Annotated in this window: 25 protein-coding genes and 1 pseudogene; 3 read left to right on the top strand and 23 right to left on the bottom strand. The window is 43.3% G+C overall.

Translation table 11 applies throughout. The annotated features are described in order from the left end of the window. Positions 1 to 208: 208 nt before the first annotated feature. The 5 genes from HMPREF2853_RS04565 to cdaA all read right to left on the bottom strand — a co-directional run bounded on the left by HMPREF2853_RS04565 (position 209) and on the right by cdaA (position 4,532). Positions 209 to 1,057: a DegV family protein gene (locus HMPREF2853_RS04565; RefSeq protein ID WP_070535054.1), complete on the bottom strand. Its 849-nt coding sequence runs from the start codon at positions 1,055 to 1,057 to the stop codon at positions 209 to 211. Between the two features lie 2 nt (positions 1,058 to 1,059). After that, positions 1,060 to 1,434: a DUF1149 family protein gene (locus HMPREF2853_RS04560; RefSeq protein ID WP_001050092.1), complete on the bottom strand. Its 375-nt coding sequence runs from the start codon at positions 1,432 to 1,434 to the stop codon at positions 1,060 to 1,062. Positions 1,435 to 1,507: 73 nt separating this feature from the next. Beyond that, complete coding sequence (glmM, locus tag HMPREF2853_RS04555) at positions 1,508 to 2,860, bottom strand: phosphoglucosamine mutase (RefSeq protein ID WP_070535052.1); 1,353 nt, start codon at positions 2,858 to 2,860, stop codon at positions 1,508 to 1,510. A 30-nt stretch (positions 2,861 to 2,890) separates the two neighbouring features. Further along, complete coding sequence (locus tag HMPREF2853_RS04550; protein WP_070535050.1) at positions 2,891 to 3,688, bottom strand: CdaR family protein; 798 nt, start codon at positions 3,686 to 3,688, stop codon at positions 2,891 to 2,893. Further along, complete coding sequence (gene cdaA, locus HMPREF2853_RS04545) at positions 3,675 to 4,532, bottom strand: diadenylate cyclase CdaA (protein ID WP_070535048.1); 858 nt, start codon at positions 4,530 to 4,532, stop codon at positions 3,675 to 3,677. Before cdaA ends, HMPREF2853_RS04550 begins: the two co-directional genes overlap by 14 nt. 136 nt (positions 4,533 to 4,668) lie before the next feature. Between cdaA and HMPREF2853_RS04535 the strand changes: the two genes are divergently transcribed. Beyond that, positions 4,669 to 5,637 carry an NAD(P)/FAD-dependent oxidoreductase gene (locus tag HMPREF2853_RS04535; protein WP_070535045.1) on the top strand — a complete coding sequence of 323 codons (969 nt, stop codon included), beginning with the start codon at positions 4,669 to 4,671 and terminating at the stop codon, positions 5,635 to 5,637. 32 nt (positions 5,638 to 5,669) lie between these two features. Here the strand turns inward: HMPREF2853_RS04535 and whiA are convergent, their stop codons facing one another. The 9 genes from whiA to HMPREF2853_RS04485 all read right to left on the bottom strand — a co-directional run bounded on the left by whiA (position 5,670) and on the right by HMPREF2853_RS04485 (position 12,729). Continuing rightward, positions 5,670 to 6,581: a DNA-binding protein WhiA gene (gene whiA, locus HMPREF2853_RS04530; RefSeq protein WP_000011296.1), complete on the bottom strand. Its 912-nt coding sequence runs from the start codon at positions 6,579 to 6,581 to the stop codon at positions 5,670 to 5,672. Then, positions 6,578 to 7,555 carry a YvcK family protein gene (locus HMPREF2853_RS04525; protein WP_001231059.1) on the bottom strand — a complete coding sequence of 326 codons (978 nt, stop codon included), beginning with the start codon at positions 7,553 to 7,555 and terminating at the stop codon, positions 6,578 to 6,580. The genes whiA and HMPREF2853_RS04525 overlap by 4 nt, the downstream gene beginning before the upstream one ends. Beyond that, positions 7,552 to 8,442, bottom strand: a complete 891-nt coding sequence (rapZ, locus tag HMPREF2853_RS04520) for an RNase adapter RapZ (RefSeq protein ID WP_000163039.1) — start codon at positions 8,440 to 8,442, stop codon at positions 7,552 to 7,554. The genes HMPREF2853_RS04525 and rapZ overlap by 4 nt, the downstream gene beginning before the upstream one ends. A gap of 51 nt (positions 8,443 to 8,493) precedes the next feature. After that, positions 8,494 to 8,874, bottom strand: a complete 381-nt coding sequence (locus tag HMPREF2853_RS04515; protein WP_001140428.1) for a RidA family protein — start codon at positions 8,872 to 8,874, stop codon at positions 8,494 to 8,496. 9 nt (positions 8,875 to 8,883) lie between these two features. Further along, the gene (yihA, locus tag HMPREF2853_RS04510; RefSeq protein WP_000405196.1) at positions 8,884 to 9,471 is read right to left on the bottom strand and encodes a ribosome biogenesis GTP-binding protein YihA/YsxC; all 588 of its coding nucleotides are present in this window, start codon (positions 9,469 to 9,471) and stop codon (positions 8,884 to 8,886) included. Between the two features lie 8 nt (positions 9,472 to 9,479). Further along, complete coding sequence (gene clpX / locus HMPREF2853_RS04505) at positions 9,480 to 10,712, bottom strand: ATP-dependent Clp protease ATP-binding subunit ClpX (RefSeq protein ID WP_002874765.1); 1,233 nt, start codon at positions 10,710 to 10,712, stop codon at positions 9,480 to 9,482. 201 nt (positions 10,713 to 10,913) lie between these two features. Continuing rightward, positions 10,914 to 11,420 (bottom strand): dihydrofolate reductase, encoded by a 507-nt coding sequence (locus tag HMPREF2853_RS04495; protein ID WP_070535043.1) that lies wholly within the window; start codon positions 11,418 to 11,420, stop codon positions 10,914 to 10,916. Between the two features lie 118 nt (positions 11,421 to 11,538). Beyond that, positions 11,539 to 12,213, bottom strand: a complete 675-nt coding sequence (gene cmk / locus HMPREF2853_RS04490) for a (d)CMP kinase (RefSeq protein WP_070535041.1) — start codon at positions 12,211 to 12,213, stop codon at positions 11,539 to 11,541. 9 nt (positions 12,214 to 12,222) lie between these two features. Next, complete coding sequence (locus HMPREF2853_RS04485) at positions 12,223 to 12,729, bottom strand: SAG1386/EF1546 family surface-associated protein (RefSeq protein WP_070535039.1); 507 nt, start codon at positions 12,727 to 12,729, stop codon at positions 12,223 to 12,225. A 45-nt stretch (positions 12,730 to 12,774) separates the two neighbouring features. Here HMPREF2853_RS04485 and HMPREF2853_RS09720 point away from each other — a divergent pair, with 45 nt between their 5' ends. Beyond that, entirely contained in the window at positions 12,775 to 12,978 is a 204-nt protein-coding gene (locus HMPREF2853_RS09720; protein ID WP_162283489.1) for a ferredoxin, read from the top strand. Between the two features lie 75 nt (positions 12,979 to 13,053). On the opposite strand, the pseudogene HMPREF2853_RS04480 reads toward HMPREF2853_RS09720, so the two are convergent. The 6 genes and pseudogenes from HMPREF2853_RS04480 to HMPREF2853_RS04455 all read right to left on the bottom strand — a co-directional run bounded on the left by HMPREF2853_RS04480 (position 13,054) and on the right by HMPREF2853_RS04455 (position 20,270). Beyond that, positions 13,054 to 14,020, bottom strand: a pseudogene (locus HMPREF2853_RS04480) (glycosyltransferase family 2 protein). A 1-nt stretch (position 14,021) separates the two neighbouring features. Next, entirely contained in the window at positions 14,022 to 15,041 is a 1,020-nt protein-coding gene (gene galE / locus HMPREF2853_RS04475) for a UDP-glucose 4-epimerase GalE (protein ID WP_070535035.1), read from the bottom strand. A 102-nt stretch (positions 15,042 to 15,143) separates the two neighbouring features. Then, a complete protein-coding gene (locus HMPREF2853_RS04470; RefSeq protein WP_000754624.1) occupies positions 15,144 to 16,247 on the bottom strand; it encodes an NAD(P)/FAD-dependent oxidoreductase in 1,104 nt (367 codons plus the stop codon). A gap of 16 nt (positions 16,248 to 16,263) precedes the next feature. Further along, positions 16,264 to 17,061, bottom strand: coding sequence for a Nif3-like dinuclear metal center hexameric protein (locus tag HMPREF2853_RS04465; RefSeq protein ID WP_000881165.1), 798 nt, complete (start codon positions 17,059 to 17,061; stop codon positions 16,264 to 16,266). Further along, positions 17,055 to 17,726 carry a tRNA (adenine(22)-N(1))-methyltransferase gene (locus HMPREF2853_RS04460; protein ID WP_000624078.1) on the bottom strand — a complete coding sequence of 224 codons (672 nt, stop codon included), beginning with the start codon at positions 17,724 to 17,726 and terminating at the stop codon, positions 17,055 to 17,057. Before HMPREF2853_RS04460 ends, HMPREF2853_RS04465 begins: the two co-directional genes overlap by 7 nt. A 207-nt stretch (positions 17,727 to 17,933) precedes the next feature. Further along, positions 17,934 to 20,270 (bottom strand): cation-translocating P-type ATPase, encoded by a 2,337-nt coding sequence (locus HMPREF2853_RS04455; RefSeq protein ID WP_070535033.1) that lies wholly within the window; start codon positions 20,268 to 20,270, stop codon positions 17,934 to 17,936. Positions 20,271 to 20,402: 132 nt separating this feature from the next. Between HMPREF2853_RS04455 and HMPREF2853_RS04450 the strand changes: the two genes are divergently transcribed. After that, positions 20,403 to 21,152, top strand: coding sequence for a lysophospholipid acyltransferase family protein (locus HMPREF2853_RS04450; protein WP_070535031.1), 750 nt, complete (start codon positions 20,403 to 20,405; stop codon positions 21,150 to 21,152). A 42-nt stretch (positions 21,153 to 21,194) separates the two neighbouring features. Here HMPREF2853_RS04450 and HMPREF2853_RS04445 read toward each other — a convergent pair whose 3' ends face one another. Genes HMPREF2853_RS04445 through HMPREF2853_RS04435 form a run of 3 tightly spaced genes read right to left on the bottom strand, consistent with a single transcriptional unit; the run spans position 21,195 to position 23,653 of the window. Further along, positions 21,195 to 21,887, bottom strand: coding sequence for an alpha/beta hydrolase (locus HMPREF2853_RS04445; RefSeq protein WP_070535029.1), 693 nt, complete (start codon positions 21,885 to 21,887; stop codon positions 21,195 to 21,197). Next, a complete protein-coding gene (locus tag HMPREF2853_RS04440; RefSeq protein ID WP_070535027.1) occupies positions 21,868 to 22,878 on the bottom strand; it encodes an ABC transporter substrate-binding protein in 1,011 nt (336 codons plus the stop codon). The genes HMPREF2853_RS04445 and HMPREF2853_RS04440 overlap by 20 nt, the downstream gene beginning before the upstream one ends. 19 nt (positions 22,879 to 22,897) lie before the next feature. Continuing rightward, entirely contained in the window at positions 22,898 to 23,653 is a 756-nt protein-coding gene (locus tag HMPREF2853_RS04435) for an ABC transporter ATP-binding protein (protein ID WP_070535026.1), read from the bottom strand.

Below are 23,653 nucleotides of genomic sequence, written 5' to 3'. Positions count from 1 at the left end.
CTGATCAAGGAGTGTCTACTCCTTGGAAGAACTATCTTTTTCACACAGGGTTCCAGGCGTGTTCAATTATCAAGATACAAAGGACGTTAGCTGCCCATGAAAAATAGGGAATGGCGCTGACTTTCTACGAAAGGCAAGACAGGCATCTTTTTTCAAGAGGCAGATAGTCCGTGTTCAAATTCTAAGATACAAAGCCTGTAAGAACAATTTAGACGATTGGTGTATAGCTCAAGGCGATACTACCTTCTCCAAGGTGGGTCCCAATGACACTACCAAAGCTAACAATTGGAATTTCAGCAGTCACACCACTCTCCATCAAAAGCTGACGCAAATCCGCTGCCTTTTGAGGAGCGTTCCCATGAATGACTGTTATACGGTAGTCCCCATCTTTTGTCAACTCCTTGATGATTTCCACCAAACGTTTGATTGCTTTCTTTTCTGTACGAACTTTTTCGTAAACTTCAATCACACCTTGGTCATTAAAGTAAAGGATAGGCTTGATACTGAGGAGATTTCCTAAGATGGCTGCCCCATTTGACAAACGTCCTCCCTTAACCAAGTGGTCGAGATCATCTACTATGATAAAGGCTGAATTATCAGCAATTTGAATCCCCAACTTCTCCTGAATCTGGGCAAAATCATCACCTTGTTCTGCCCATTCAAAAGCACTCTCTACCATAAATCCTAGAGGGGAGCTTGTGATATGGGTATCCGGAAAGGCAATGGTCAGGCCATCATACTCATCCAACATGTATTGGATGTTCTGATAAAAGCCTGAAATTCCAGACGAAAGAAAGAGTCCCAAGACATGGGTATAGCCCTCATCTTTCAAGGAATTTAGAATCTCATCCAATTTGGCAATACTTGGTTGACTAGTTTTAGGCAATTCTGCAGACTGAGTCATTTTTTGATAAAATTCCTCAGCAGTCAGATTGACACCTTCGACATACTCCTCCCCATCAATGTTAACAGGAATATCCAAGATAAATAGATTCTCTCTTTGCAGCGTCTTCTCCTCTAAATAGGCTGAAGAATCTGTAATGACAGCTAATTTCATGACTAAAACTCCAAATTGATCCCTGGAAGATCCAAGGCGATTTCTGTTACTTCATACGTCAAACGATTGAGCATGTTCAAACATGGACGTGCCAAGGTTTCGACTTCTTCTTGGTTAAATTCGCTTGGTTCGTTAACAATGCGACCTTCCACATGGTTCACTTGAGAAATTGTTCCGCTGATGACAAATTTGTCAAAGACAATCATGAAACTCAAGATAACAACAAGCGAAGTTACTTGGTTTTCTTGATCATGTTGGAGCAACTGAAAGTTCACATCTACCTTGGTTTCAGGAGCTCCATTTTCATTTTCCCATTCAAAGTTACGAGCATCAAAGTGATACTGGCTAACAAATTCTTGTTCTCGTTTAAGATTCATTTTTCTCTCCCTTTGCTACAATTTACTATGCAATTGTACCACATTTTTATCATTTCATCTAGTTTTCTAGGCTTTAGTCAATTCCGATTTCATCTTTAACCACAGCAGCAATCGTATCTACATAGTAGTTGACTTCTTCCGTTGTTGGCGCTTCTGCCATGACACGCAAGAGGGGTTCTGTTCCACTTGGGCGGACAAGGATACGACCGTTGCCTGCCATCTCTTCTTCCATCTTTTCTATGATTGTCTTGATGGCTGGTACTTCCATGGCATTTTCTTTCATGGCATTTTCCACTCGGATATTGACCAGTTTTTGTGGGTAAATCGTCACTTCTGATGCTAGTTGAGACAAGCTCTTGCCTGTTTCTTTCATGATTTTGGTCAATTGGACAGCTGATAATTGACCATCACCAGTTGTATTGTAGTCCATCAAGATAACGTGACCTGATTGTTCACCACCAAGGTTGTAGCCTGATTTTCTCATTTCTTCAACGACATAGCGGTCACCAACAGCAGTCACTGCCTTGTTAATGCCAGCGCTATCCAAAGCCTTATGGAAGCCAAGGTTAGACATAACGGTTGTCACGATGGTGTTTTGAGCCAACTGGCCTTTTTCAGAAAGATATTTACCGATGATGTACATGATCTTATCACCATCAACGATCTCGCCATTTTCATCGACAGCAATCAAGCGGTCACTATCTCCGTCAAAGGCCAAACCAATAGCTGACTGGCTTTCTTTGACCACTTCTTGAAGAGCTTCTGGATGTGTAGAACCCACATTCAAGTTGATGTTAAGACCATCTGGTGTCTCCCCAATAACAGTTATTTGAGCCCCAAGGTCTGCAAAGATTTGACGGGCACTTGTAGATGCTGCACCGTTTGCTGTATCCAAGGCCACTTTCATTCCCTCAAGAGGCGTTCCAGTTGAAACAAGGTAGCCTTCATACTTACGTAAACCTTCTGGATAGTCCACTAAGGTTCCCAAGCCTTCGGCACTTGGACGAGGAAGGGTGTCTTCTGTAGCATCCAGCAAGGCTTCTATTTCTGCTTCTTTTTCATCATCAAGTTTGAAGCCATCCCCACCAAAGAATTTAATTCCATTATCAAGGGCTGGGTTGTGACTAGCGGAAATCATGACACCTGCACTGGCTCCCTCAGTTTTGACCAAGTAAGCTACTGCTGGTGTTGCAAGGACACCGAGTTTGTAGACGTGAATCCCTACAGAGAGGAGACCTGCCACTAAGGCTGATTCTAACATTTCTCCTGAGATACGTGTATCACGTCCTACAAAGACTTTAGGGGCTTCTGTTTCGTGTTGGCTAAGAACATAACCACCAAAACGTCCCAGTTTAAAGGCCAATTCTGGCGTCAGTTCTACGTTTGCTTCTCCACGGACTCCATCGGTCCCAAAATATTTACCCATTTTATTTATCATCCTTTTCTACTGTTTTATTTAGTCCTGTTTAGACGAGTCTGGTTTCGTTTCTGAACTCGTTGAAGGCGAACTGCTGGTTGAAGAGCCCGTTGACGAGGTCGTTGACGAAGAACTCGAGCTAGACGATACTGTTTTGGTTGTAATTTTCATTGTAGTGTCAAATGGCATAATGACGCTTGGTAAGACATTTCCATTTTTATCAACTGCTTGTAGTGGAACAGAGGCTGAGTAGTTACCTGTTATCCGTTCACTCGTCGGCAAGATGGCAATAACTCGATCTACTCTAGAGAGAGTCTCCTCATCACTAATAACTGTTACTTTTTCATCTGACACAGTTACTTTGTCGATTTTGACACGAGAATCAATCTGGCTAGGATCAATCTCCGGCACAACAATTACATTGTCCCGTTTCGCTTTTTTACCGACCTTGACTGTTATCTTTTGCGGTGTCGCAACAGCCGTCAAACCACTCGGTAAATTTTCAATAGTCAGAGGAACTTCGATAGTTCCTACACTGGCATTGGTTAAGTCAGCTTTGACCTTGAATTTCCGAGTGCTTTCCTGCATTTCACTCGCCAAAGCAACTCTGTTTGACCCTGTCAGAAAGACGGTCACTTCAGAAGTAAAGCCACTGATAAAATACTGATCGCTGTCGTACTGAATATCGATTGGGACATTAAGTACCGTATTGGTATAGGTTTCTGTCCTCACCTGTCTGGCACTGTTGCTATTCTGATAGTTTGTTGAAGTCGCATAGATAAAAAGGATGCAGGCGAAAAAGAAGGAAGAAATAATATAAAGACTATTTTTTCTCATGATTCAATCCTCCTAGCAAACGCTCTTTCAGACCTTGTTTTTTCTCTGATGCTGGAAGCAAGATTCTTCTTAACTCCGATTCAAACTCTTCCAGGGTCAAATCATGCTTAAAGACTCCATTATAGGTGATTGAGATACCGCCTGTTTCCTCTGAGACCACAAAGGTAAGAGCATCCGATACTTCTGACAAACCAATCGCTGCCCTGTGACGTGTCCCAAACTCCTTGGAAATTCCTGTATTTTCAGTCAGGGGTAGGTAGGCTGAAGTTACGGCAATCCGATCTTCTCTTACAATGACCGCTCCATCGTGTAAGGGTGTATTGGGGATAAAGATATTAATCAATAACTCAGAGGAAATCTTAGCATCCAGAGGAATCCCAGTTGAGATATATTCCTGCAAGGTTCTTACTCGCTGAACAGCTACCAGAGCACCAATCTTACGTGGACTCATGTACTCGACTGATTTGACAAAGGCACGAACCATTTGCTCTTCCGCACTAATAGGAGCATTGTAGAAGAAATCCGTAGCCCGGCCCAATCGTTCCAAACCAGTCCGAATCTCTGGTGAAAAAATAACTACCGCTGCAATGACCCCATAAGTGATGATCTGATTGATCAACCAGGAAATGGTCGTCAAACCAATCATATTGGACAGAATCTGACCTAAAATAAAGACCAAGACTCCCCGCACCAATATCATGATTTTGGTCCCTGCAATCGCTTTGGTAAAATGATATAAAATATAAGTCACAATGAGAATATCAATCAGATTGGTGACTATTGTCCAAGGGCTTGAAAACAAACTCGTCCAGTATTGCAAATTGGATAATGGTTGAAAATTCATCCCTGGCCTCCTCCCTGTCAAAACACTTTCTGTACCATTATACCATTTTTTGCCCATTTTTTCCCTATCCTACCTCATTTTAAATTAAGCAAAAATATGATAAAATAAACTGACTAGAAAAAACGAAGGAGAAATCATGTCTCAACTCTATGATATTACTATTGTAGGTGGCGGTCCTGTTGGGCTCTTTGCTGCCTTTTACGCTCACCTACGCCAAGCCAAAGTCCAAATCATCGACTCTCTTCCCCAGCTCGGTGGTCAGCCTGCCATCCTCTACCCTGAAAAGCAAATCCTTGATGTGCCAGGTTTTTCAAACTTAACTGGAGAAGAGTTAACCAAGCGTTTACTTGAGCAGCTAGATGACTTTGACACACCTGTTCACCTCAACGAAACTGTTCTTGAAATAGAGAAACAAGATGAAGGTTTTACCATCACAACCAACAAGGGAAGCCACCTGACCAAAACAGTCATCATTGCCATGGGTGGCGGTGCCTTTAAACCTCGTCCCCTCGAATTAGATGGCGTCGAAAACTATGAAAATATCCACTACCACGTTGCCAATATCCAGCAATACGCTGGTAAGAAAGTGACCATCCTTGGTGGAGGGGACTCAGCAGTTGACTGGGCATTGGCTTTTGAGAAAATCGCCCCAACTACTCTCGTTCACCGTCGAGATAACTTCCGCGCCTTGGAACACAGTGTGCAAGCCCTGCAAGCATCATCTGTGACTATCAAGACACCATTCGTTCCTAGCCAACTCCTTGGAAATGGAAAAACACTTGATAAACTGGAAATCACCAAAGTCAAATCGGATGAAGCCGAAATGATTGAGGTAGACCACCTCTTTGTCAACTACGGCTTCAAGTCTTCTGTCGGAAATCTTAAAAACTGGGGTCTAGATCTCAACCGTCATAAGATTATCGTCAATAGCAAGCAAGAATCTAGCCAAGCAGGTATCTATGCTATCGGCGACTGCTGCTACTATGAAGGTAAGATTGATTTGATTGCGACAGGACTGGGTGAAGCACCAACTGCCGTTAACAATGCTATCAACTACATTGACCCTGAGCAAAAAGTACAACCCAAACACTCAACCAGTTTATAAGAAAAGAACCACGGATCAACTGATTCGTGGTTTTATAGTTCATCTGCTATCTTGTTTATTTTTCTAAGTCTGTGATTGACGCCACTTTTGGTTAGGGGATTGCTCAGACTATCTGCCAACTGCTGGATAGAGTAGTCTGGATGCTGAATCCGCAACTGTGCTACCTCTTGCAAATCCACGGGTAAATTTTCCAAACCCATTCTATCTTTGATTTTACTGATATTATTGATGGTCTTCATACTAGCAGAAACCGTTCGAGCAATATTAGCTGTCTCGGCATTATTAGCCCGATTGAGATCATTACGGGTTTCACGCAAAATCTTGACGCGCTCAAAATTATCACGCGCCTCCATAGCCCCAATTACGATCAAGAAATCCATAATGTCTTCTGCCCGCTGGAGATAGGTAACTGCACCTTTCTTGCGCTCAATAACCTTGGCGTCCAGCAAAAACTGCTGAAGAAGAGAGCCCAGTCCTTGGGCATGGTCCAGATAAACGGAACTGATCTCCAACTGGTACTTGCCAGACTCAGGATCTCGAATGCTACCATTTGCCAGAAAGGCCCCACATAAGTAAGCACGACCAGCCTCCTCATCTGCTAAGATATCGGGATCAATACCCGTCTCCAAACCAAAGAAGGAATCCGCAAGCCGCAAATCAGCTAAAAGCTCCTGCACCCTCTCATCAGTATAGACCGTGTAGACACGATTCTTGCGAAGATTGCTTCTCTGATGGTGACGAATTTCTGACTTGATCTCATAAAAATGGAGAAAGGACTCATAAAGGTGCCGAGCCAACTTGGCATTTTCGGTCACGACGGACAAGGTCAAGCCCGAACTAGATAGACCGATACTTCCAGACATCTTGATAATGGCCGATAGTTCATAACGACTGAGATGGTGTTGACCAAGAATTTCCTCTTTTACTGCAACTGTGAAACTCATTTTCTCACCTGTATAATGCGCATCAATTCGTCTACAATCAAATCGCCATCATGGAAGGCTCCTCCATTTTCCAAACGAAGGAAGTTGGATGAAATCACACGAGGAACCTGCTTGCAAAGACCAGCAAAGTCATGCTCTACCTGAACCAAATACTCATCAAAACGGTTGGTATCCATGTATTCTCTAGGAACCTTTTCGATATTAACTAAGACCGTATCAATAAATGGCCGACCTAAGTGTCGATGGAGGACTTCCACGTGGTCACTGTCTGAAAAGTGCTCTGTTTCCCCACGCTGGGTCATGATATTGCAGACATAGGCGATCTCTGCCTTGGTCTCCAAGAGAGCCTGTCCAATCTCCTCAATGACAATATTGGGCAAAATCGATGTAAAGAGGGAACCAGGCCCCAAGACAATCATGTCACTCTCGAGAATGGTATTGACTACTCGACGGCTGGCTTGCGGTGTTTCATCATCCAAGGTATTGGTCACATAGACATGATCGATCATGCCTGGATGATCTGCAATGTGGCTCTCACCTGCCACCTCAGAACCGTCTTTAAAGACTGCATGCAGTGTCAAAGGCTGATCGCTTGATGGGTAGATTTTTCCTGTTGTGTGGAAAAAGAGACTTAGCAGCTGCATGGCATTATAAGTGGACCCTTGCATTTCAGAAAGCCCTGCTATGATGATATTCCCCAGTGGATGACCCGCAAAAGCTCCAGCCTCTTCTGAGAAACGGTACTGAAAAACCTTCTCATAAAACTTAGGCATATCCGACATGGCTACCAGAACATTGCGAAGATCTCCTGGTGGTGTCAGCTGTTGGATATTCTTTCTTAGTTCACCAGAAGAGCCACCATCATCAGCTACCGTTACGATGGCTGCGATATCAACATCCTTTTCTCGCAAGCTTTTCAAAATGACGGGGATACCAGTTCCTCCACCAATTACCGTTATCTTTGGTTTTCTCATGAACGGTTTACCGTTTCCTTTCTTCTGTCTTTGTCACGATGGCTTTCATTGACAGGCCAGTTTTTAGCAAGGTCCTCAGCGATTCGTTTTGCAAAGGCAACACTACGGTGCTGTCCACCTGTACATCCTACTGCAATGGTTAAAACAGACTTGCCTTCTTTTTTGTAACTTGGCAAAATGGGTTCAATCAAAGCGAGTAAGTGCTGATAGAAACTTTCAGACTCTTCATGATTCATCACATAGTCATAAACTGCTTGATCCTCACCTGTCTGATTGCGGAGTTCCGGAAGGTAGTATGGATTTGGCAAAAAACGGACATCAAAGACCAAGTCTGCATCGATAGGAATACCATACTTGAATCCAAAAGACATGACCTCGATACGGAAAGACTGGGCTTGTTCTTGGTCTGAAAATTGCTCAGCAATGGTTTTACGAAGTTCACGTGGGGTGAGTTCTGTCGTATCCACCACATTTTGGCTCATGTTTTTCAAAGGTGCCAAAAGTTCACGTTCCAGCTTAATGCCATCTAAAATTCGACCATCTGCAGCAAGTGGGTGACTCCGTCTGGTTTCCTTGTAACGGGCTACCAATTCCTTATCTGCTGCGTCTAAAAAGAGGATTTTGAAGTCCAAATCATCTTGGTTTTCCAATTCATCCAAAACAGCCTGAATCTCTGAAAAGAAGGAACGACTACGCATATCGACTACCAAGGCCAGTTTGTGGTCATCGTCCTTGGTCTCTACCAACTGCAAAAACTTTGGCAAGAGGGCTGGCGGCATATTGTCAATGGTAAAATATCCCAAATCTTCGAAGGACTGAATGGCTACCGTTTTCCCTGCGCCACTCATCCCTGTCACAATCACCAGGTGAAGTTGTTTCTTTGTCATCTATCTCTCCTTATATCAAAAAAAGTTTGGCAGAGCCAAACTTCAACTAGCTTATCCAATCTCTGCGATCACTTCAATTTCGACTTTTACATCACGAGGAAGACGTGCAACCTCTACAGCTGAACGAGCTGGGAACTCCTCTTTAAAGGCAGTCTGGTAAACCTCGTTAAAAGGAACAAAGTCATTCATATCGCTCAAGAAGCAAGTTGTTTTAACAACATGGTCAAAGTCTGTTCCTGCTTCTGCCAAAATAGCACCGATATTTTTCAAGACTTGTTCTGTCTGTTCTTGGATTGTTTTTCCTACAATTTCTCCAGTTTCAGGAGATAGGGGAACTTGACCGCTAGCAAACAAAAGATTGCCAACGATTTTCCCTTGAACATATGGTCCGATTGCTTTTGGAGCTTTGTCTGTATGAATTGTTTTTGCCATTTCTTTCCCTCACAATTTTTCTAATATTGCATCCCAAGCCTGATCCATCCCTGCCTTGCTGACAGATGAAAAGAGGATGAAGTCGTCACTTGGGTCAAAGTTTAATTTCTTTTTAATTGCTGATTCGTGCTTGTTCCACTTACCACGAGGAATCTTGTCCGCCTTGGTCGCAACGATGATAACCGGAATCTCATAATACTTGAGAAATTCGTACATCTGCACATCATCTGCTGACGGGTCGTGGCGGAGATCCACCAAACTAACAACTGCACGGAGATTTTCCCGAGTCGTTAGGTACTCCTCAATCATGCGCCCCCACTTTTCACGTTCCTTTTTGGAAACTCGGGCGTATCCATACCCCGGTACATCCACAAAACGCATCTTGTCATCAATATTAAAGAAGTTGAGCAACTGGGTTTTACCAGGTTTCCCAGATGTACGAGCGAGATTCTTGCGGTTGAGCATGGTGTTGATAAAACTAGACTTCCCAACATTTGAACGCCCTGCAAGGGCAATCTCTGGCAGGTCATCCTGCGGATAGTGGGATTTATTGGCCGCACTGAGCAAGATTTCAGCATTGTGTGTATTGATTTCCATAGTCACCTCTAGGCTGTTTCTAGGATTGGTTTTTCCGTTCCATCGACAGCTTCTTTCGTGATGCGGACCAATTTCACATTTTCCTGACTTGGTACTTCAAACATAACATCTAGCATGGTTTCTTCGATGATGGAGCGAAGACCACGCGCACCAGTTTTGCGTTCGATAGCCTTATTGGCGATTTCCTGAAGGGCTTCATCATCAAATTCCAACTCGACATCATCATAAGAAAGCAAGGTTTGATATTGTTTGACCAAGGCATTTCTTGGCTCTTTCAAGATACGAACCAAGTCATCAACTGTCAATTGCTCAAGAGCCGCAAAGACAGGCAAGCGTCCAATCAACTCAGGAATAATACCGAACTTTTGAATATCTTCAGCGATGATTTCCTGCATGTAGGAGCTGTTTTCGTCAATCGCCTTGTTATTTTGGCCAAAACCGATAACTTTTTCTCCCAGACGTTGTTTAACGATTTCTTCGATGCCATCAAAAGCACCACCTACGATAAAGAGGATATTTTTAGTATCCACCTGAATCATCTCTTGTTGTGGATGTTTGCGTCCTCCTTGAGGCGGTACGCTAGCGACAGTTCCCTCGATAATCTTGAGAAGGGCTTGTTGCACACCTTCACCCGAAACATCACGTGTGATAGACACATTCTCGCTCTTCTTGGCAATCTTGTCAATTTCATCCACGTAGATAATCCCACGCTCTGCACGTTCGATGTTAAAGTCAGCAGCCTGCAAGAGTTTGAGGAGGATATTTTCCACATCCTCACCCACATACCCAGCCTCAGTCAGAGCTGTTGCATCTGCAATAGCGAAAGGCACGTTCAAGCTCTTTGCCAAAGTCTGAGCCAAGAAAGTTTTCCCTGAACCAGTTGGGCCAATCATCAGGATATTTGACTTCTGCAAATCCACATCTTCTGACTCTTCACGCGTATCGTGGAAATTGATGCGTTTATAGTGATTGTATACAGCCACTGCCAAGGCACGTTTGGCACGATCCTGACCAATCACATAGTGGTTTAGGATATTGAGGAGTTCAATTGGTTTTGGTACTTCAGACAAGTCTGCCAAAACTTCCTCGGCCAACTCCTCCCGAATGATTTCCTGGGCCAACTCCACACATTCATTACAGATAAAGGCGTTGTTCCCAGCGATTATTTTCTTTACTTCTTCTTGGCTCTTGCCACAAAATGAGCAATAAACCATCATATCATTTTTCCTATTTGTAGGCATGATTTCCTTCCATTCTAATTTATCATTCTATCTAAAATAAGGTCATATAAAAAGCGTGGACACTGTTGACCAGATTGGTAAAAGCATTCAACCAGAGTAAGGCAGACAGTCCATAGCGCTTCTTACGAAAAGCCTGTGCTCCAGTCAAAATACAGATCACACACAAAAAAGCTGTAAAAAATCCAAATATACTGCGCTCCATTAGACTTCCTTTCTATCTCGGTATTCGATGGTAAAATCATAGTCGTTTTTCTCATCTCGGGTGTAAGATTTGCTTGCTACTGTCTCAAAACGAGACAAGTCAAACTCCTCAGGGAAATAGGTATCTCCCTCCACCTGAGCATGAATCTGTGTCACGATGATTTCATCTAAATATGGCTCAAAAGCCTGAAAAATCTGTTTTCCGCCAATGATATAGAGATTTTTTTCCTGACTCTGATACCACGCTAAAACAGACTCCACACTTTGAAATACGAGCGCCCCATCTATGACTTCTTCGCTATTGCGCGTTAAAATCAGGGTTTGCCGTTTTGGAAGCAGACGACGTCCCATTCCATCAAAGGTCATTCGTCCCATCAGTATAGCATGATTTAAAGTTGTTTCCTTAAAATGTTGCAACTCTGCTGGCAAATGCCAAGGGAGACGATTTTCTTTCCCAATCACACCTTTTTCATCTTGGGCCCAAATGGCTATGATTTTCTTTGTCATGCTTCCGTCCTTTTTATTGATACTACTATTTTATCAAAATTCTCCCAAAAAGGCTGTTTTGAAACGCGCGCAAAAGAGAGAAAAGGAGCAGGCTTCATTTAGCCTGCTCCTCTCGTCCCTAGGACATATATTTTTTTGCTTCTGATTCGATTTTTTCGACCACTTCTTGGATACTTAGTCCAGTTGTGTCAAGATAAACTGCATCCTCAGCCTGTCTGAGAGGAGAGGTTTCACGATGACTATCCTTGTAGTCACGCGCAGCAATCTCTTCTTTCAACGTTTTCAAGTCAGTCTCAATCCCTTTAGCAATATTTTCCTTGTAACGACGCTCTGCTCTTTCTTCAACAGAAGCCACTAGGAAAATCTTGAGTTCAGCTTTTGGTAAAACAACTGTCCCGATATCACGCCCATCCATGACGATACCACCTTGCTGAGCAATCTCTTGCTGGAGCGAAACCAGTTTCTGACGCACCTCAGGAATGGCAGCAATGCTTGAAACCTTGTTGGTCACTTCATTTTCACGAATCGGATGGGTAATATCAACATCTCCTACAAAAACAAGTTGCTCACCTGTTTCTGAACGACCAAAACTAATGGGGTGTTGGTTAAGAAGCTCGAGAAGTTGGTCTACATTTCCTGCATTCAACTGGTGTTTGAGCGCTATATAAGTCGCAGCACGGTACATAGCACCCGTATCGAGATAAGTGTAACCAAAATCTTTAGCGACAATCTTTGCAACCGTACTCTTGCCACTCGAAGCTGGACCATCGATAGCAATTTGAATTGTCTTCATGACCGACTCCTATCTTGTCTTAATCACATCACCTGGGTTGGCAAACCAAGATCCAGATGACATATGAGAAGGATTTAGGGATTCTAGCTGGGCAATGGAAATCCCTGCACGCTGAGCAAGAGCTGCCTCTCCCTCTCCAGGCTGTACTGTAAGTGTTCCTTCACCCTCTGCATGTTCTTCCGAACTGCTTTCTGAAGGTGTTGATTCAGAAGAAGATGTTTCCTCTACCTTGCTACTTGAAGATGATGATGCTTCCACTTTAGAACTTGAACTTGTAGAAGGAGACGATACATCATAGAAGTCCTTCAAAGATGAAGTACGATTGCTTCCTCCGGTTGATAGGTAAATCAATACAACTACCATTGCTACAACGATTACAAAGAAGAGGCTAGCTAGAACCGTCAAGACACGATTCGCAACAACGCCTTTCCCTTTTTGTTTCCGGTGTCGACGCTCTGATCTTGTTTCTTCCTCATTGTTTTCGTAAATATCTTCTTGCCACGGTTCTTTTTCCATACCTTACTCCTTGTTTTTTTTACATTTTCTTATTACAATATAAATATGAAAGTCACACTTATACCCGAACGGTGCATCGCCTGCGGGCTTTGCCAAACCTATTCTGAACTCTTTGATTACCATGATAATGGAATCGTTCGATTTTACGATGATCCAGTTGAATTGCAAAGAGAAATCGCTGAGACCAGCGACGTTCTGGAGGCCATCAAAAATTGTCCTACACGTGCACTTCTAAAAGATTCATCGTAGGAAGCAGGGAATAAATATAATTGATTTTTTCTCATTTTTCCCACATCTACTAGTTTAGCATATTTCTAGGTAAAATTATAGTCTTTTTTGGTTATTTTTTTCCTTCAATATTAGAAAGGTCACTTTTTTCTTTGACGAGATAGAGTGGTCTTTTTTTGGTCTCTAGATAGATCTTACTGATATACTTGCCGAGAATCCCAATCGTCAGGAGTTGAATCCCTCCAAGAAAGAGAATGACAGCCATCAAAGAGGTCCAACCAGATGTGGGATTTCCTAAGATAAGAGTCCGAAACACTACAAAAACAGTCATCACAAACGAAAGAAAACAAGATAGGAGTCCCGCTACAAAGGCTATACTCAAGGGAAAATCTGAAAAGTTAAGAATTCCTTCAATCGAGTAGAAAAAGAGTTGTCTAAAACTCCAACTGGTCTTGCCAGCCTGTCGTTCAACGTTTGGATAATCAAGATAGTGCGTTTTAAAACCCACCCAGGCAAAGAGTCCTTTAGAAAAACGATTGGACTCAGTCAGGGTTAAAATAGCATCTACCACAGACCTTCTCATCATGCGAAAATCACGGACACCTGAGGGTAGAGCCACTGGGCTAATTTTTTGCATGAGGCGGTAAAAGAGGTCAGCACAGAAACTACGGAAAAAGGGTTCTCCCTCCCGACTAGTTCTCCGTGTCCCAACACAGTCTATATCTGCATTTTGGTCTAGTAAGGCTTTCATCTCAAGTAGCATACTAGGAGGATCCTGAAGATCTGCATCCATCACGACCACCAAGTCTCCAGTTGCATGCTGCAAGCCTGCATACAGAGCTGCTTCTTTCCCAAAATTTCGCGAGAAAGAAATGTAATGTACCGCAGGATTTTGCATCCGATAGGCCTTTAGCAAGTCTAAGGTTCCATCGCTAGACCCGTCATCCACAAAGACATACTCGATTTCTGCTCCCAATTCTGGAAGTAGTGCTTCAACAGACTGATAAAAAAGAGGAAGTACTTCCTCTTCGTTTAAACATGGGACAATGATTGAAATCATCATCTTAGTCTTCAAATCCATTTGGATGCTTGCTTTGCCAACGCCATGCGTCTTCACACATTTGGGTGATGCTGAGTTCTGCTTCCCAGCCCAGTTCAGCTTTGGCTTTTGCAGGGTCTGAGTAGCAGGCAGCGATATCACCTGGGCGGCGTTCTACGATGCGGTAAGGAATGGGACGTCCCACCGCTTTTTCCATGTTTTGAATAATTTCAAGAACTGAATAGCCTTTACCTGTTCCAAGGTTGTAGATGTTAAGGCCTGAACCTTTTTGGATCTTTTGTAGAGCTGCAACGTGACCTTTAGCCAGGTCTACGACATGGATATAGTCACGAACCCCGGTTCCATCTTCTGTATCGTAATCATCTCCAAACACTTGTACTTGTTCTAGTTTGCCCACTGCTACTTGTGAAACATAAGGCAAGAGATTGTTTGGAATTCCGTTAGGATTTTCTCCCAAGTCACCGCTCTCATGTGCTCCGATTGGGTTAAAGTAACGTAGCAAGACCACATTCCATTCTGAGTCTGCCTTGTAGATATCCGTCAAAATTTCCTCTAACATGAGCTTGGTACGACCGTATGGATTGGTCACTGAAAGTGGGAAATCTTCTAAGATTGGAACAGTGTGAGGATCTCCGTAAACTGTCGCAGAAGAACTGAAGATGATGTTCTTACAGTTATTTTCTTCCATAGCTTTTAGAAGGCTGACAGTTCCAGCGATATTGTTGTCATAGTAGGCAAGAGGGATACGGGTTGATTCGCCAACAGCCTTCAAACCAGCAAAGTGAATCACACCAGTCGGTTCTTCCTGCTTGAAAATATCTCTGAGGGTATCTGTGTCACGGATATCTGCCTCATAGAAAGGGATCTCAACTCCTGTAATTCTCTCAACAACTTCTAAACTTTTACGATTGCTATTGACAAGATTATCCACCACAACGACTTGATGACCTGCTTGGATCAACTCAATAACCGTATGGGTTCCGATAAATCCAGCACCACCAGTTACCAAAATCTTTTCTTGCATCTTTTTTCCTCGATTCTCGGATTATTTTTTCTTATTTTATCATTTTTGATAGGGAATGTCATTTGACATCCTAAACTACCTGCTAAAATTTCAGTAAAATACTTATTCGCTTTTTACTCGTTTGACATAGTTTGCAATGGGATAATTTTCAGGGGCCAAGGTCAACTCCTTGTCTTGGACCAGTTGAGCTAGATGATACCCGATGATCGGACCCGTTGTGAGACCTGATGAACCTAGACCGCTAGCCGCATAGACACCTGCTAAGCCTGGCACTTGTCCAAAAAATGGGGAGAAATCACTGGTGTAGGCACGGATTCCCACACGCTCAGCTGATGATTTCGCTTCTGCCAAGGCTGGATAGTGAGGTAAGGCCGCCTCCTCCATTTGTTGCAGCAAGGTTTCATCTACCGTCAAGTCATATCCCATATCATTTTCATGGGTAGCGCCTAAGGACAATTTCTCACCTGCAAAAGGGATCAAATCCCACTCCCCCTCTGGCATGACCACAGGGTAAGATTTCATATCTTTGGTAAGTTGATAATCTCGTAGTTGTCCCTTTTGGGGGCGAACATCTACCTCATATCCTAAAGGTTCCAAAATGTCTCCCAACCAAGCTCCCGTTGCTAGAATAACCTGATCAAACACCTCTTCATCAATCTGGTAACCTGATGCTAAAGGTGTCAAACTCACTTTTTCTTTGACCAGCTTGACTTGACTAGCTTCTAGCAAACGATTCACTAAGAGCTGGCCATCTACTCTCGCTCCACCAGAAGCATAGAGCAGGCGGTCAAATCCCTGCAAGCCAGGGAATAATTCATTTGCAGACGCTTGGTCTAGAATGGCTAATTGACCTATCAAGGGAGATTCTTCCCTACGTTGAAGGGCTAGTTCATAAAGTTCTTCTAGCTTGGATTCGTCCTTTTTCAAGAGGAAAACTCCCGAACGCTGGTAAAAGTCGATCTCCTGTCCTGACTTTTCTAAATCAGCCAACAAATCCACATAAAAGTCAGCCCCCAAGCGCGCCATCTTGTACCAGGCTTTATTACGGCGTTTGGAAAACCAAGGACTGATAATTCCTGCTGCAGCCTTGGTTGCTTGCCCCTGTCCATGGTCAAAAACGGTCACCTCTAGGTCAGCTTCTTTAGAGAGGTAGTAGGCAGCTGTTGCCCCCACAATTCCTGCTCCAATAATGGCAACTTTTTTCATTGTCTTCACCTTCTAACTAGATATGGTGGAAAGGATTGGTCGATGCTTGACTAGGTACAATATCGATTGTCCAGCCCTTCTCTTCCTTCCATTGAGTAAGAAGTGCAGCGATTTTTTCCACAAAAAGCACTTCGATATAGTGACCTGGGTCCAGCGCTAACAGGCCATCAGACAGCATATCCTGAGCTGTGTGATAGTAGATATCGCCAGTGATATAAACATCTGCCCCCTTTGCTAAAGCATCAGAGTAGAAAGACTGCCCACTGCCACCACAGATGGCCACTCTTGAAATAGGCTTCTTCAAATCACTCTCTTGATAATGCACCATTCGAAGACTATCAAGACCAAAGACTTGCTTGACATACTGAGCAAATGCTCCAAAAGTCTGTGGTTGAATGTCACCAATACGCCCAATCCCACGTTCTGGGCCTGTTTCCTGGAGATAAGTCGTCTCCTCAATGCCTAGCATCTGGCAGAACCAGTCATTGAGACCATTCTCTACAATATCGATATTAGTATGACTGACATAAACGGCAATGTCATGCTTGATCAGGTCGATGTAAATCTGATTTTGCGGACGGCTGGCTATCAGATCCTTGATAGGACGGAAAATTGGCGCGTGCTTAACGATAATCAAATCCACACCCTTTTCAATGGCTTCAGCCACCGTTTCTTCACGAATATCGAGAGCTACCATGACACTTTGGATATCCTTATCCAAAGTGCCAATTTGCAGGCCACGACTGTCACCCTCCATTGAAAATTCCTGAGGGCAAAAGGCTTCATAAGCTTGTATTACTTCACTTGCTAGCATGAAAGCACCTCCTTGATGGCTTGAATTTTATCTACTAAAACTTGACGTTCCTCCAGATTTTTTTCTGGGATTTGTTCGAGGGCGAACTCTAGCTTAACCGCTTCTTTTTGCCATTTTTGGACAAAAACTGGGCTGACTTCTTTGGATAAGAAGGGACCAAAGCGGACATCACTTGCTGATAGCTTCATTTGTCCTGATTCCACCACCAAAATCTCGTAGAATTTGCCTGCTTCTTCTAGAATGCTTTCTGCCACAATCTGAAAACCATTGGCTTGCAACCAAATGCGCAAGTCGTCTTCACGATTATTGGGCTGGAGGATTAAACGCTCTACATTAGCTAGCTTTTCCAAACCTTCTTTCAATATGGTAGCAATCAAACGGCCACCCATACCAGCAATGGTGATAACCGATACTTGGTCAGCCTCTTCAAAGGCTGCCAAGCCATTGGCTAAACGGACTTGAATTCTCTCTTTTAGATTGTGACTTTCAACATTTTTAACCGCTGACTTGTAGGGACCTTCCACCACCTCACCTGCAATGGCGCTTTTGATTTGGCCTCTCTCAACTAACTCGATTGGCAGATAAGCATGGTCACTCCCCACATCTAGTAAAACAGCCCCTTGTGGCACAAAGGAAGCTACCAATTCTAATCTCTTTGAAATCATCTTCTCTCACTTTCCAAAACTCTGTTACCTCTTATTATACCACATTTCATACTCTTCAAAAATCAAATTCAAACCGCGTCAACGTCGCCTTGCCGTACTCAAGTACAGCCTGCGGCTAGTTTCCTAGTTTGCTCTTTGATTTTCATTGAGTATCAGCTAGCAATCTTGCACCTAAAAAGACCGCAATCCACAGATTGCAGTCTTTCTTTATTTTCTGGATTGGTAACGACTAGTTAGAATGAAAATCACGGTAAAGACCAACATCATGGCCCCATAGACAGGTAATGTTTGTCCTGTTAAGGTCGAAATTTCAAGCAACTTTTGGATCTTTGGGAAAAGAGCTGTAGCTAGGAAACCACCTACCGACCAAACAATCAAGAGGACACGCCAGAGGGTAAATGGCATGCAGGCTCTAAATACGGATAAGAAACCAATTGATCCAAGTAGATAATAGAGTAGGGTTGAGATTTCTATCTCAGACCAACCTTGACTACTTCCAAATATTTTCACAAAAAGAACGCTGAAGACGACCATAAGAGCACTTGGTAGGGCACGAAGCATGGATTTTCTGAGGAAGTTTGGTTCAACAGGCTTGATATTTCTCTCAAAAGTCAGAACGAATGGCGGGAAACCTTCCACGAATTGGTCAATCATGGTAATCTGGATTGGAATGAAAGGGAAAATCAAAATCCACTCAGACCGTCCTAGTAAAACGCTGGCAATACAGATGACTGCAAGCAAGAAGGAATAGATGGTCTTAATCAAGAAAATCGGTGCGATATGGGCGATGTTATTGACCACGCGACGACCTTCAAAGAGAATCTCAGGAACATCATTAAAGTCTGAGTTCAAGAGAACCAGATTAGCAATCTGACGAGTCGCAGGATCTCCTTCAGCCATAACGATAGAACAATCTGCTTCGCGGAGAGCTAGGATATCATTGACACCATCCCCTGTCATTGCCGTTGTATGCCCTGCTTTTTTCAGAGTTTGGATGATGAGTTTCTTTTGATGAGGGGAAACACGACCGAAAATAGCTGTCTCTTCAGCCATGGCAATCAATTCCTCATCCGTGATTTTTGAACAATCTACATAGCTGTGATAGTCTGCAAAACCAGCTTTCTGGGCAATGCTGGAAACCGTAACTGGATTGTCGCCAGAGATAATCTTGAGGCCCACTTCCTGAGAACGGAGATAATCCAGCGTCTCAGCTGCTCCTTCTCGAATCGGGTCCAAGATTTCCAGCAAGGCAAGGGCTTGAATGTCAGACGGTTTCTGTGGTTTGTGATGATCTAGTTTTTCCTGACTGAGGGCCAAGACCAAGACACGTGAACCTCTCTCTAAAGCCTCTCTGGCTTCTGGGACTTCAGAGTCCAACAACATCTCAGGCGCCCCTAAGAAAACCGTTCCTAGCCCTTCTAATTCCATAGCTCCCCACTTGCGGTCGCTTGAGAAAGGAAGATTCGAGATCGCAGGATAGGCAACCTGTCCTTGGAAACGCTGGCGAATGGCTTGAGCTGTTGGATTTTTATCCTCACTATGAGCGATATAGCTAGTCAAAATGCTGGCAATAGCCTCATCACCATAAGTTTCCATCAGAGGAAGAACAGCCTCCACCTGCATCTTTCCTTGGGTGATGGTCCCCGTTTTGTCCAGACAAAGCATATCCACGCGCGCCAAGGTCTCAACAGAGTACATCTCCTGCACTAAGACCTTTTTCAAGCCCAGCTTGATCACCGCAGTCAAGAGCGAAGTTATGGTCAAAAGGGCGATTCCCTTGGGCAACATACCCAAAAGGGCTGTTGACGAATTTACAACGGATGACTTGAGGGGCAAGCCTTTTAACATCAAGGCTTCTAGCAGGAGAGCTAGACCAAAGGGAATGATAATCTTCCCAGTAAAACCAGCTAGCTTGTCTAGCGATTTCATGATACGGGAGTTGATCGGTTTCACTGTCTTAGCTTCCAGCATGAGTTTGGAAGCATAGTTGTCTGCCCCGACATGGTGGACTTGAGCCAAAACTGCGCCACTGGCTAGGAAACTCCCTGATAAAAGCAAGGCATCCACTTCCTTTTGCACCAAATCACTCTCACCCGTCAACATAGCTTCATTGACTTCTGCAAATCCTTCCAGAACCAGAGCATCACTAGGAATCTGCTCCCCCGCAGACAAACGAATGACATCTCCTAGGACCAATTCTTCTGGATCGAGAGCAACTTCTTGACCATCACGAATGGTTTTGACCTTTTCCTTGGTCATGAGATTGAGCTTGTCCACCATGTGTTTGGCCCGTAGCTCAGTCACAATCCCAGAAAAAGCGTTAAAGCAGATAACGGCAAAGAAAACCAGATTGCTCCAAGCCTGCACAAAGGCCAGCGCTAGAGCAATAACAAAGTTTAATGCGTTAAAAAGTGTAAAAACATTTCGTTTGAAGATTTGCCAAGTACTGGTACTGGCCGACGCGGTAAAGTCATTGACCAAACCTTGAGCCTGTCTTTCTTTGACTTCTCTTTGGGTTAATCCCATTATCTTATTTTTATCCATAAACTCTATCATATCATTTTTTTTAAAAGAATTCTAATCCCATCTAAAACTGTTGGATGATAACTGAAAAAGTTTGCCAGCAGTCTTTTGATAAGGTATAATAATAAAAGCAATACAATCGAAGGAGATCTCATGTTTTATACTTATTTGCGTGGACTAGTCATGCTGATCTTGTGGTCCATCAATGGCAATGCCCACTATCACAATACTGATAAAATCCCTAGCCGGGACGAAAACTATATCCTCGTCGCACCTCACCGTACCTGGTGGGATCCTGTTTACATGGCCTTTGCGACCAAGCCAAAACAGTTCATCTTTATGGCCAAAAAAGAGCTGTTTAACAACCGTATCTTTGGCTGGTGGATCCGTATGTGTGGCGCCTTTCCTATCGACCGAGAAAAACCTAATGCCTCTGCCATCAAGTACCCTATCAACGTCCTCAAAAAAAGCGACCGCTCTCTCATCATGTTTCCAAGTGGGAGCCGTCACTCAAACGATGTCAAGGGTGGCGTAGCCCTGATTGCCAAGATGGCCAAAGTCAGTATCATGCCGGTTACCTACACAGGTCCCATGACCTTGAAAGGTTTGGTTAGCCGTGAACGTGTGGATATGAACTTTGGAAATCCTATCGATATCTCAGACATCAAGAAAATGAATGATGAAGGGATTGAAATGGTTGCAGACCGCATCCAAGCTGAATTCCAACGTTTAGACGAAGAAACCAAGCAATGGCACAATGATAAAAAACCAAACCCGCTCTGGTGGTTTGTCCGAATCCCAGCCCTCATCCTTGCTGTGGTTGTTGGTATCCTAACGATTATCTTTACCTTCATCGCAAGCTTTATCTGGAATCCAGATAAGAAGAGAGAGGCTCTTGGTTAAAAAATACAATTATCCCTTGGCTTTTGCCAAGGGATATTTCTTTTATTCGATTTTCCATTTTTGGGACAACCAGTTGGAAAAGGCTAGAAATCGCTCAGCAACTTGCTCATGGTGCCCATAAGGATCAAAAACAAACTGACCAGTCAGATAACGTTTCTGAAGACTGGTATGGATCTGCTCAGCATAGGCTGGTGCTTGACCCAAGCGATTGGTATGATGGGCTCCTTCTGTTTGACCATTCTGTAAATATAGTAAACAGTCCAAATTTCTCACCTTTTCTTCCTTGCAATAAGTCACAAAATCAGGATACCAAAAGGAACCACAGATAGAGAAGACACAGGAGACCTTGTCAAAATGGAAAAGACTGTATACAGCCACCAAACCACCTAGTGAATACCCTCCATAGGCAAGGCGATTTTTGTCCAGGCGATAAAGCGACTGCAACCTGTCTAAAAGATCTCCAAATAAATGATCATGATAGACCTTTGCCTGACCGCCAAAATCTGGAGCCCCATCTTTCAGAGCAGATGCCTTCCATGGAGTGTAGTCGTCTAGGCGATTTTTAGAGGTCAAGCCCACTAAAATCACAGATTCTGAAAGGGAAGATAGAAAATTCAAGTTTCCATCATTCAGGAGAATAGCTGGATAGGTTTGATTGGGATCATAGGTCGAAGGAAGGCTGACCTTGACTTGGATCCCTTCCCAATCAAACTCATTATTTATTGATAAAGTCATTGATTTTCTCAAGGGAATCAATCACTGCTGGACCATAGTCCATCAACTCATCGTAAGAAATGGTCATGATTTTTTGATTCTTAATTGCAGGAACATTTTCCAAAACTTCATTTGCCTTCATCAACTCTACTGCGTTGGCATCCAATTTTTTATTACGGTCACTAGTTACATAGATAATCAACTCAGGATCCATAGACACGAGATTTTCCAAGGTTAAGCCTGATGTTCCCGTTGCAACATTTGTATAACCAAGTTGATTCAACAAGCTTTCTTGCAAAGCAGATTTGTATGCACCAAAGGTTTCGTCATTATAAGCAACCATAATCAAAGCCTTTTTCTTTTCACCTTGGCTTGTTGGATTTGCTTTCTTAACAGCGTCAATTTTAGCTTGTAATTGGGCTGCGTATTCATTGGCCTTGTCCTGAACATTGAAAATCATTCCAAGATTTTTGACATCTTCTACAATATTTCCCAAATCTTGCTGAATTGTTGAGAGAGAAGCTTTTTGCGTATAGACTGGGATTTTGTTTTCATTCCAAGTGCTAACTGTCCCCAAGGATTTTTCAGAAAACATCATGTTTCGACCCATCACAGCATCTGGTTCATAAGAAAGGACTGTCTCTTGAGAGACTGTTTTTTTATCGCCAATTTGAGGAATCGTCGCAATCGCGTCCTTGTATTTGTCCGTCACAGCATTGTCAGGGTTGAGCATGCCAGCAATTTTATCCTTCAAGCCTAACTCCAACAAGATTTCAGTGGTTGAAAGATTGTTGGTGATAACTTTTTCAGGTGCCTTGTCAAAGACTTGTTCGACTTCATTTCCCTTAGCATCATAGGTCTTGACCGTTAACGGATAAGTCGTCTCTGTGCTGGCCTTTTGACTTGTTTCTGCGCTAGACTGTGTGGTAGTTTTTTCTGTAGTAGTATTGCCACAAGCTGCCATAGTTAGGGTAGCTACTGTTACGAGTAAAATGCTTAGTGTTTTTTTCATCTTGTTTTCCTTTTCATTCTTATAAATAGTGAATCATAGCTTGCTGATCCTCGGTCCAAGTAACCTGACTTTGAACTCCGTATACAATTTGCAATGACTCAGGGGTGATGGTCTCCTTTGGAGTCCCTTGGTAAAGGATTTCTCCCTCTTTCATCAGATAGAGATAATCCGAATAGCGACAAGCAAGTTGAATATCATGTAGGACAGCTAAAACATTGACCTTGAGATTCTTCACAATGGCCAACAAGTCTAACTGGTACTTGATATCCAGGTGATTGGTTGGTTCGTCCAGGAGCAAGAGAGTCGGTTCTTGCGCCAAGGCGCGGGCTAATAAGACTCGTTGTTTCTCCCCCCCTGACAGAGACGAATAGAGACGAGTTTTCTTCTCGAGCATATCCACCTTGACGAGAGCATCTTGAACGAGGGCATAATCTCTTTCCTTTTCCTTCTGTAAAAAAGAGAGGTGGGGAGTTCTTCCCAGCAAGACGATTTCCTCAACTGTACAATCAAACTGCAATTGATTAAACTGAGTTACAACTGCCATTTGCTTGGCTGTTTCTTTGAGTGACCAATGCTCCAGCGGCTTTCCATCTAGGCTTATCAAGCCTTTGTCCGCCTTTTCCTGACGATAAAGGAGTTTAAGCAGGCTGGTTTTCCCACTTCCATTTGGTCCTAGTATCGTGTGAAATTGATGCCTCTCAACCTTAAGAGAAACTCCTTTGAGGATTTTTTTCTCTCCTAGTCCAAAGTGGACATCCTGACAAATCAAGTCCAT

It is taken from the genome of Streptococcus sp. HMSC077F03 (assembly GCF_001812375.1).
GTDB lineage: Bacteria > Bacillota > Bacilli > Lactobacillales > Streptococcaceae > Streptococcus > Streptococcus oralis_S.
This window is presented reverse-complemented; position numbering and strand designations above follow the sequence as displayed.

Coding starts and splice junctions, on each gene's coding strand:
- HMPREF2853_RS04565 (WP_070535054.1), bottom strand. CDS start 1,057: ATGAAATTAGCTGTCATTACAGATTCTTCAGCCTATTTAGAGGAGAAG.
- HMPREF2853_RS04560 (WP_001050092.1), bottom strand. CDS start 1,434: ATGAATCTTAAACGAGAACAAGAATTTGTTAGCCAGTATCACTTTGAT.
- glmM (WP_070535052.1), bottom strand. CDS start 2,860: ATGGGTAAATATTTTGGGACCGATGGAGTCCGTGGAGAAGCAAACGTA.
- HMPREF2853_RS04550 (WP_070535050.1), bottom strand. CDS start 3,688: ATGAGAAAAAATAGTCTTTATATTATTTCTTCCTTCTTTTTCGCCTGC.
- cdaA (WP_070535048.1), bottom strand. CDS start 4,532: ATGAATTTTCAACCATTATCCAATTTGCAATACTGGACGAGTTTGTTT.
- HMPREF2853_RS04535 (WP_070535045.1), top strand. CDS start 4,669: ATGTCTCAACTCTATGATATTACTATTGTAGGTGGCGGTCCTGTTGGG.
- whiA (WP_000011296.1), bottom strand. CDS start 6,581: ATGAGTTTCACAGTTGCAGTAAAAGAGGAAATTCTTGGTCAACACCAT.
- HMPREF2853_RS04525 (WP_001231059.1), bottom strand. CDS start 7,555: ATGAGAAAACCAAAGATAACGGTAATTGGTGGAGGAACTGGTATCCCC.
- rapZ (WP_000163039.1), bottom strand. CDS start 8,442: ATGACAAAGAAACAACTTCACCTGGTGATTGTGACAGGGATGAGTGGC.
- HMPREF2853_RS04515 (WP_001140428.1), bottom strand. CDS start 8,874: ATGGCAAAAACAATTCATACAGACAAAGCTCCAAAAGCAATCGGACCA.
- yihA (WP_000405196.1), bottom strand. CDS start 9,471: ATGGAAATCAATACACACAATGCTGAAATCTTGCTCAGTGCGGCCAAT.
- clpX (WP_002874765.1), bottom strand. CDS start 10,712: ATGCCTACAAATAGGAAAAATGATATGATGGTTTATTGCTCATTTTGT.
- HMPREF2853_RS04495 (WP_070535043.1), bottom strand. CDS start 11,420: ATGACAAAGAAAATCATAGCCATTTGGGCCCAAGATGAAAAAGGTGTG.
- cmk (WP_070535041.1), bottom strand. CDS start 12,213: ATGAAGACAATTCAAATTGCTATCGATGGTCCAGCTTCGAGTGGCAAG.
- HMPREF2853_RS04485 (WP_070535039.1), bottom strand. CDS start 12,729: ATGGAAAAAGAACCGTGGCAAGAAGATATTTACGAAAACAATGAGGAA.
- HMPREF2853_RS09720 (WP_162283489.1), top strand. CDS start 12,775: ATGAAAGTCACACTTATACCCGAACGGTGCATCGCCTGCGGGCTTTGC.
- galE (WP_070535035.1), bottom strand. CDS start 15,041: ATGCAAGAAAAGATTTTGGTAACTGGTGGTGCTGGATTTATCGGAACC.
- HMPREF2853_RS04470 (WP_000754624.1), bottom strand. CDS start 16,247: ATGAAAAAAGTTGCCATTATTGGAGCAGGAATTGTGGGGGCAACAGCT.
- HMPREF2853_RS04465 (WP_000881165.1), bottom strand. CDS start 17,061: ATGCTAGCAAGTGAAGTAATACAAGCTTATGAAGCCTTTTGCCCTCAG.
- HMPREF2853_RS04460 (WP_000624078.1), bottom strand. CDS start 17,726: ATGATTTCAAAGAGATTAGAATTGGTAGCTTCCTTTGTGCCACAAGGG.
- HMPREF2853_RS04455 (WP_070535033.1), bottom strand. CDS start 20,270: ATGGATAAAAATAAGATAATGGGATTAACCCAAAGAGAAGTCAAAGAA.
- HMPREF2853_RS04450 (WP_070535031.1), top strand. CDS start 20,403: ATGTTTTATACTTATTTGCGTGGACTAGTCATGCTGATCTTGTGGTCC.
- HMPREF2853_RS04445 (WP_070535029.1), bottom strand. CDS start 21,887: ATGACTTTATCAATAAATAATGAGTTTGATTGGGAAGGGATCCAAGTC.
- HMPREF2853_RS04440 (WP_070535027.1), bottom strand. CDS start 22,878: ATGAAAAAAACACTAAGCATTTTACTCGTAACAGTAGCTACCCTAACT.
- HMPREF2853_RS04435 (WP_070535026.1), bottom strand. CDS start 23,653: ATGGACTTGATTTGTCAGGATGTCCACTTTGGACTAGGAGAGAAAAAA.